This window comes from Phenylobacterium sp. (assembly GCF_036263695.1).
GTDB lineage: Bacteria > Pseudomonadota > Alphaproteobacteria > Caulobacterales > Caulobacteraceae > Phenylobacterium.
On the sequence record NZ_DATAGM010000090.1, the window covers coordinates 1 to 4,828 of the forward strand.

The window sequence follows — 4,828 nt, forward strand, 5'->3', positions numbered from 1 at the left end:
GATAGCCGAAACTGGACGAGGCGCAGCCCGGCTCGTTAAGGGTCTTGCCCATGGAGCTCGAGATCTACCCCACAGTCGACCGGCCGCCCGAGATCGTGCCGGGCCGCCCGCAGCGCGCCTGGATGGACCGGTTCGCCGACCGCCATCCCTACCGCTGCCTGCCGCTGTCCATGGCCAACACCACCGGGTGGGAGCTGCTCAACCCGGTGGCCTTCACCGCCGAGTGGAACGGCGGCGTCTTCCAGACCGACATCAAGCTGACGCCCGACCGGCCGCACCCGGACTTCCACCTGCATGTGAAGTCGCACTTCAGCCACGGGGTGCTGACCTTTCACGCCGGCTACCTGTTCCGCACCCCCCCGGGCTGGTCGATGCTCGCCCAGGGCCCGCCCAACCATATCAAGGATGGGATCCAGCCGCTGGCCGGCCTCGTCGAGACCGACTGGCTGCCCTTCCCCTTCACGATGAACTGGCACTTCACCCGGCCGGGCAAGGTGCGGTTCGAGAAGAACGAGCCCTTCTGCTTCATCACCCTGGTGCAGGACCAGGCGCTGATGCAGTTCCAGCCGGTCATCAAGTCGATGGACCGTAACCTCGAGCTCAAGGGCCAGTACGAGGTCTGGCAGAAGCACCGGGAGGAGTTCAACAAGCGGATCTTCCGCGAGGACCCCGAGGCCACCCGCGAGGCCTGGCAGCGCTACTACTTCAAGGGCGAGTTCCCCGAGGACATCGCCCCCAAGCCCAAACACCACGTCAACAAGCGCCGCCTGAAGGCGCCGCTTTTCCGGCGGTAGCCCGCTTGCAAAGCCTGGGGCGGTCTGCCATAAGCCGCCTCTCGATTTTTCCGGGGGCTTCCTTCGGAAACGGAGCGCGGGCGTAGCTCAGGGGTAGAGCACAACCTTGCCAAGGTTGGGGTCGTGAGTTCGAATCTCATCGCCCGCTCCAGATTTTGCCGCATCGGCACTGACAAGACGCCGCCCCCCGGGGCGGCGTTCTGCTTTCCGCCTCGTGCGGAGATGCTCGAACGCTAAGGAATCCGCGGCCGCTCGCCGTCCATCTCCACCAGCCCCATGCGGTTGCCAGCCGGGTCGCGGAAGAGGCCGAGGACCACCACGCCGCGGACTTCGAAGCGGGGGGCGTCGACGGCGCCGCCGTGGGCTTGGACGGCTCGCAGGGTCGCGGTGATGTCCGGGACGCCCAGGTAGATGAGCTTGTCGGCGGGGTCGGCGCGCAAGGTGGCGTTCAGCGGCGCGGTGGCGGCGACCGAGAAGCGGCCGTCGGCGGCGATGTCCCAGCCGAACACGGCCGAATAGAAGGCGCGCTGGGCCGCAAAGTCCGAGCCGGCGATGTCGAAGAAGACGACGGGGGCGGCCATGACTAGACCGCCTGCGCAGGACGGCGGCGGGCCAGCACAGCGCCCAGCAGCGCGGCCGCGACCTTGGCCGCCATGGCCAGCGCGAAGGTCAGGGTCAGCAGCATGGCCGGCCCGTCCGGGTAGCCGGTGACGCTCGCCGCCTCCAGCAGGACGTAGAAGGCGCAGACCGCGCCTGCCATCGCCAGCCCGTTCCGCTCGGACCGGCGGCGCGCCAACAGCCAGGCGGCGGCGAAGAACAGCACAGGGCCAACGAGATGGGACGACCAGGGCGCGATGCGCAGCGCCACCTCCTGCGGCGGGGTCTGCGGCTCGAAAAGGGCGCGCCAGACCCCGACCACCGGGAAGCTGATCGCCACGTTGAGGATCAGCAGCAAAAGGGCGGTCCCGGCCGCCTTGAGATAGTCGATGGGTTTCACGGCGCCTCCGATGGATCGGCTCGCCGCAGGGTAGCGCGGCGGCCAAGGCGCGCGCTTGACGTTTCTTGCGGCATCAGCGGCGGCGGACGACGGGGAACAGCACCTCGGTCAGGTTGGCGGCCGGATCGCCGCCCACGTGGACCTCGTGGAAGACCTGCATCGGCGGGCCGACGTCGAAGACGTACTGGTCCGAACGCCGGATGCCGTCGGCCACAGTGCGGTAGGCTTGGTCGATCGTCTCGTAAGGCCCAGCGTGGGTGATGGCGCCGTAGAGGCCGCCCGGGAAGTCGATGCGGCGCACGTGGGCGTCGTCCGGCGGGTCACCCTCCACCGCCAGGCAGACGTCCGCCCGCTGGGCCTCGCCTGGGGTGACGCCCGGATCGTCGGGGAAGAAGCCGATGGCCAGCCGCTGGACCGCCAGCCCGCGCGCCTCGCCCCAGTCCGCCAGGGGCGCCCAGGCGGTATCGCCTGGCAGGAAGGGGCGGGTGTCGAACGCGGCGTAGGCGCCAAACCTGCGGGCTGCGATCAGGGTCATGGGCGCCAGGCGCAAGAACCGGACCTCCGACAGGCGGCAGCCGTCGCCGCGAAAACCCGCCATGCGGCGCATCCGGTCGGCTTGCGCCGCCTGCGCGGCCTTGCGGTAGCGGCTGGGCGAGACGCCGAAGCGCCGGCGGAAGGCGCGGGAGAAGGTCTCGTGGGCGTTGAAGCCGACGCCGAGCGCCACCTCCACCACCGGGATGGTCGAGACCGCCAGCTGGTAGGCCGCCCGCTCGAGCCGCAGCCGCTCCAGGCGGCGCTTGGGCGTCTCGCCCAGCTCGGCGGCGAACCTTCGGTGGAAGTGGAACGGCGAGGCCCCGGCGCGCTCCGCCAGCGTGCGCAGCCGGGTGTCGGACTCCAAGTCCTCCTCCAGCGCGATCAGCAGCGGCAGCAGGCTTTCGGCCGCCATGGCGCCCCTCCGAAGCTCGAGCGGAGAGTGCCGCCGGCGCCGCCGGATGACAACGTTCTGCTACTTGCTCGGCTTGGGCGCGTAGACCTGAATGGCGTCGCGCAGCACCCGGAAGGTCACCGGCGTGAAGGTGACGAGCTCGCCGTCGAGGTTGACTGGGCGGGGCTGGGTGGTGCGCACCTCGAAGGCCTTGCCGCGGTCGGCCCGCACCTCGCGCCAGGCGGTGTGCACCCCTCTGCGGAACCACGGGGCCATCAGGGCCAGCTGCCAGGCGCCGCCCACTTCGAGGCTGTAAAGGTCGAGATGGCCGTCGTCGATCTTGGCGTCGTCCACCACCGGCACCCCCCCGCCGTAGTAGCGGCCGCTGCCGACGGCGATCTGGTAGGTCTTCACCCGCACCGCCTCGTCCTCGCTGCGGATCAGGGCGCGGAACGGGCGGGCCCGCAGGAGGGTCAGGATGGCGGCGGCCATGTAGCTGAACCGGCCGAGCCGCTGCTTCGCGCCCGGGCTGAGCGCCTGGGCGAGCTCGGTGGAAAGACCCAGGCTCGCCACATTGAAGAAGGCCTCCCCGTTGGCCATGCCGAGGTCGATGCGGCGCGTCTCGCCCGCGGCTATGATGTCGGCCGCCATCTTCAGGTCGGTGGGGATGCCGAGGGTGCGGGCCAGGTCGTTGGCGGTGCCGAGCGGCAGGACGCCGAGCGGGAGCCCGGTCTCGTGCAGGGCCGAGGCCGCCGCGTTGAGCGCCCCGTCGCCGCCGCCGACGATCACCAGGTCGACCTCTTCGGCGTGACGCAGGATCTGCTCGCGGGCGTCCTCTCGCGAGGCGGTGTCGGCCCGGTGGATCTCCAGGCCCCGCCGGCGCAGCCGCTGCAGGACCGGGTCCAGCGCCGCGCCGCCGCGGTTGCTGCGCGGGTTGACCAGCAGCAGCGCGCGCCTTGGGCGGACGCCTCGTTTGCGGGCGGCTCGTCGCTGCTCGTCGGGTTCGGCGCTCATGGTCCCTCATTAGCTGGGGCGAGGGGCGAAATCCGCCATCCCGCCGCATCGAAACTTGGCCCTGCGCGTTTAACGACGACGTGGAGCCCTACGCTCCGGTCAAGTCGCGCCCCTATGGGGCAGGGGAAATCTTGTGGCCATGCAACGTCAGTTCGGCGCCTTCGCCCGGCGCCGGGCGTCGGCCTGTCACCTGGAGACCATCATTTGAAATACGCCAAGAGCTTCACCGACGAAGGCACGCTGATCTTCCCGGGCTTCGCCGAACAGGTCGCCTACGATTTTCAGTGCGACCAGAAGCGGCGCAGCGGCAAGGGCTCTCTGAAGGGCCTCAACCCGGAGCAGATGCGCAGCGCCTTCAAGCGCGGCCAGATGCGCCTACGGCTGGCCGACGGCGGCGAGATGCCGATCGTCGTCGTCGCCCACACCGAAGGCGACAACACCGCCTTCTTCGAGATCCAGGAATAGCTAAAGCGGCATTCCCTGCAGGAGCCGGGGCAGGTCGCCCGTGGCGCCTCCGGCCTCCTGCATGAAGAAGCGGCGCGCGGGACCGATCCGGTTGACCGCCGCCATCCCCAGCCCCCGGCCGAGCCGCAGGACCGGGTTGTCGTTCGAGAACAGCCAGGTGAAGGCGTCGGTGGCCACCGCCAGGCCGACGTTGTCGAGGCTGCGCCAGCGGGCGTAGCGGGCGAGCACGCACTCGGAGCCTAGATCCTCGCCCAGCCGCACCGCGTCCACCAGCGTCTGGGCCAGCGCCGCGGCGCCCTTCAGCCCCAGGTTCAGGCCCTGGCCGGCGATAGGGTGCACCCCGTGCGCCGCGTCGCCGAGCAGGGCGATCCTGGGCGCCGTCATCCGCTCCGCCAGCTGCAGCGACAGGGGGTAGGTGAACACCGGCCCCTCGAGCGTCGCCCCGCCCACATGATCGCCGAACCGGCGCTGCAGGTGGGCGTGGAAGGCCTCGGGCCGGGCCGCCTTCAGCGCCTCGGCGCGCGGCCGGCTCTCGGTCCACACCAGGCTCGCCCGCTGCTCGGTGAGCGGCAGGATGGCGAACGGGCCGCTGGGCAGGAAGTACTCGTGGGCGACCCCCTCGTGGTCCCGCTC

General features: G+C 70.6%; 7 protein-coding genes and 1 tRNA gene. 3 read left to right on the forward strand and 5 right to left on the reverse strand.

The genetic code is table 11. From position 1 onward, the window contains the following. The first annotated feature begins 50 nt into the window (after positions 1 to 50). Together VHK87_RS03555 and VHK87_RS03560 are read left to right on the forward strand one after the other, a co-directional pair. On the forward strand, positions 51 to 794 hold the full coding sequence (locus tag VHK87_RS03555) for a DUF6065 family protein (protein ID WP_329633520.1): 744 nt from the start codon (positions 51 to 53) through the stop codon (positions 792 to 794). 76 nt (positions 795 to 870) lie between these two features. Then, positions 871 to 945: transfer RNA gene (locus VHK87_RS03560), tRNA-Gly, on the forward strand. An 82-nt stretch (positions 946 to 1,027) separates the two neighbouring features. Here the strand turns inward: VHK87_RS03560 and VHK87_RS03565 are convergent. The 4 genes from VHK87_RS03565 to VHK87_RS03580 all read right to left on the reverse strand — a co-directional run bounded on the left by VHK87_RS03565 (position 1,028) and on the right by VHK87_RS03580 (position 3,730). Then, positions 1,028 to 1,375, reverse strand: coding sequence for a VOC family protein (locus tag VHK87_RS03565; RefSeq protein WP_329633521.1), 348 nt, complete (start codon positions 1,373 to 1,375; stop codon positions 1,028 to 1,030). Positions 1,376 to 1,377: 2 nt separating this feature from the next. Next, positions 1,378 to 1,791, reverse strand: a complete 414-nt coding sequence (locus VHK87_RS03570) for a hypothetical protein (RefSeq protein WP_329633522.1) — start codon at positions 1,789 to 1,791, stop codon at positions 1,378 to 1,380. 73 nt (positions 1,792 to 1,864) lie between these two features. Beyond that, a complete protein-coding gene (locus tag VHK87_RS03575) occupies positions 1,865 to 2,737 on the reverse strand; it encodes an AraC family transcriptional regulator (protein WP_329633523.1) in 873 nt (290 codons plus the stop codon). Positions 2,738 to 2,797: 60 nt separating this feature from the next. Beyond that, on the reverse strand, positions 2,798 to 3,730 hold the full coding sequence (locus tag VHK87_RS03580; protein ID WP_329633524.1) for a lipid kinase: 933 nt from the start codon (positions 3,728 to 3,730) through the stop codon (positions 2,798 to 2,800). Between the two features lie 204 nt (positions 3,731 to 3,934). Here VHK87_RS03580 and VHK87_RS03585 point away from each other — a divergent pair, with 204 nt between their 5' ends. After that, complete coding sequence (locus VHK87_RS03585) at positions 3,935 to 4,195, forward strand: hypothetical protein (protein ID WP_329633525.1); 261 nt, start codon at positions 3,935 to 3,937, stop codon at positions 4,193 to 4,195. Here VHK87_RS03585 and VHK87_RS03590 read toward each other — a convergent pair. Then, on the reverse strand, positions 4,196 to 4,828 hold a 633-nt coding region (locus VHK87_RS03590), incomplete at its 5' end, for an FAD-dependent monooxygenase (RefSeq protein ID WP_329633526.1).